The organism is Paenibacillus sp. P5_B5, assembly GCF_056400365.1.
Genome location: NZ_JBFULK010000045.1, coordinates 1 through 1,909 on the forward strand (window position 1 = coordinate 1; position 1,909 = coordinate 1,909).

General features: G+C 42.6%; 3 protein-coding genes. All 3 read right to left on the reverse strand.

Annotated features, from left to right (window positions below):
- On the reverse strand, positions 1-376 hold a 376-nt coding region (locus tag AC1DOK_RS24395; RefSeq protein ID WP_477556877.1), incomplete at its 3' end, for a hypothetical protein.
- A gap of 213 nt (positions 377-589) precedes the next feature.
- Entirely contained in the window at positions 590-1,462 is an 873-nt protein-coding gene (locus tag AC1DOK_RS24400; protein ID WP_477556878.1) for an AraC family transcriptional regulator, read from the reverse strand.
- Positions 1,463-1,484: 22 nt separating this feature from the next.
- Positions 1,485-1,637 carry a hypothetical protein gene (locus AC1DOK_RS24405; protein ID WP_477556879.1) on the reverse strand — a complete coding sequence of 51 codons (153 nt, stop codon included), beginning with the start codon at positions 1,635-1,637 and terminating at the stop codon, positions 1,485-1,487.
- Positions 1,638-1,909: the final 272 nt, after the last annotated feature.

A 1,909-nucleotide genomic window follows, 5' to 3' on the forward strand; every position in this document is an offset into this window, starting at 1 on the left:
CCATCCAAAATGAAACCATACTATCTGGAAATGTAAAGCTTACATCATTTTCACTAAATATTGATAACGGAATTCGTAGAAAATTTATATCTAACCCCGTACTCGAAGCGTAACTCTCTATCCAATCTGCTGTCCCCAAGACGGAATAAAATGGATATTTATCTTTRGGTRCTCCGCCTTTTTCTTTAAATCCGTTTCGCAACCAATTCTCCGCTTCTAATCGGTTCTCCCAATATTGAACTGGTTCTTTGAATCTTTCAAAGATAGGCGTATCATCACMTAGTTCTTCCATGACTTTCATAGCTTCTGTTTTTGAAAGTGCAGACAGACTTCTAAATGGTACAGCATTATAATAGTGCGTAATGAATTCAAACATCATCGGTCGCTCCTCCATACTGCTTTTATTTGGTTTGCACTGATTTCCTATAACGTCTTATTTACTAACTTCGCGAACTTTCCATATTTAAGGTATTCGCGAAATGATTCCGCTATCCTGCCCTTTACTTCAATGCGAAAAGGAGCAGTGCCCGTAGCGGTCTGCTCCCTGGTTGTTTGAACTATCGTTCTCCGTTACTTCGACAAACGCTGCTTATTTCTTTTTAATGGGTATCCATATTTCGCTTTTAAATTGCTGCGATGCTACATCTTTCTGCTCATTCCAGAGCATTTCAGGCCCTTCGCTYAGCTCATATTCCGAAGACGGAAACCATTCGGAATAAATGCGTCCCCAGATCTCTTGAARCGCACTCGGAAAAGGGCCAACGGCCGTGAATACAGCCCATGTAGAGGCTGACACCTCCAGCTGGGCGAAGCCATCTCGTGCTTCATTCGYYGTGGCCGCCCCGATGTAATGATCAAGCTCTCCTTTCTCCTCCATCCGCCCTTCACTGAAATTCGTGGAAGCACTGATTAGTCCTGAAGGCTGAACATTCGAAAAKCCCTTAATCTTATCAATCATTTCTGGTGTAAGTCCTTCAAACATCGATGCAATCTCCGSATTCACCCCCTGAAATACTATTGGCACTCTTTTTTTGATCCCCACTATGCGAAAAGCCTCTTTGTCTTCAATTCGGTAGTTCATTTCACTTCCTCCTTTGATAGTTAGTTGAAACGTCATCCGCGGGAAGGCTTTGAGRGAMTGTCCMTGGATCCGGGCTTCCGAGGGAGTAATCCCATGCATGATTTGGAAAGCCCTAGTAAAGGAATCCGGCGAGGTATATCCGTATTTCATCGCAGCATCGATGATCTTGATGTCACTGTGGCTTAGCTCGAGTGCTGCCAAAGTTARGCGTCTTCGGCGGATGTATTCCGACAGAGTAATGCCTGCAAGGAATGAGAACATCCGTGTAAAATGATATTCCGAACAGCAGGCAATTTTCGCTGCCTCCTGATAGTCCACACGATCAGTAAGATTCTCCTCAATATAGCTTAAAGATTTGTTCAGTTGCGCCAGCATATCCATGATTAWCGCCTCCCCTCGTTACTCAAAGCATAGCAGAGAAGGTAATTCCCTTCCCGACATTTAGTGCACAATTCTGCAGGGTCTTTTGATGGTCGTAGGACATCCCCTTTAACTTTGCGTCAATATACCCTGTATCAGGCAGTTGTAACATGATTGATTCACAACTTAATCTCATGATTATAGACCTCCAAATATCACAATCCTCAGGAGCTAATTTTACCATGACGATTCGTGACTTATTAAAGAAAGCTGCCCGTTATCTGAACAAAGGGCTACCAATTGGCAGCCCTTGCATTATTGAACTATCGTGTCCCGTTAGTTCAATGAAATTCGAAGTCATACACTTAATCCTAATTTATCTATAAGAAAATCACCTTGTTCGATTTTCGCCGTTTTCTTCTCATTGCGAAAATCCCATCCATGTTCTATTGCATACTTAATTAACCT

Coding starts and splice junctions, on each gene's coding strand:
- AC1DOK_RS24405 (WP_477556879.1), bottom strand. CDS start 1,637: ATGAGATTAAGTTGTGAATCAATCATGTTACAACTGCCTGATACAGGG.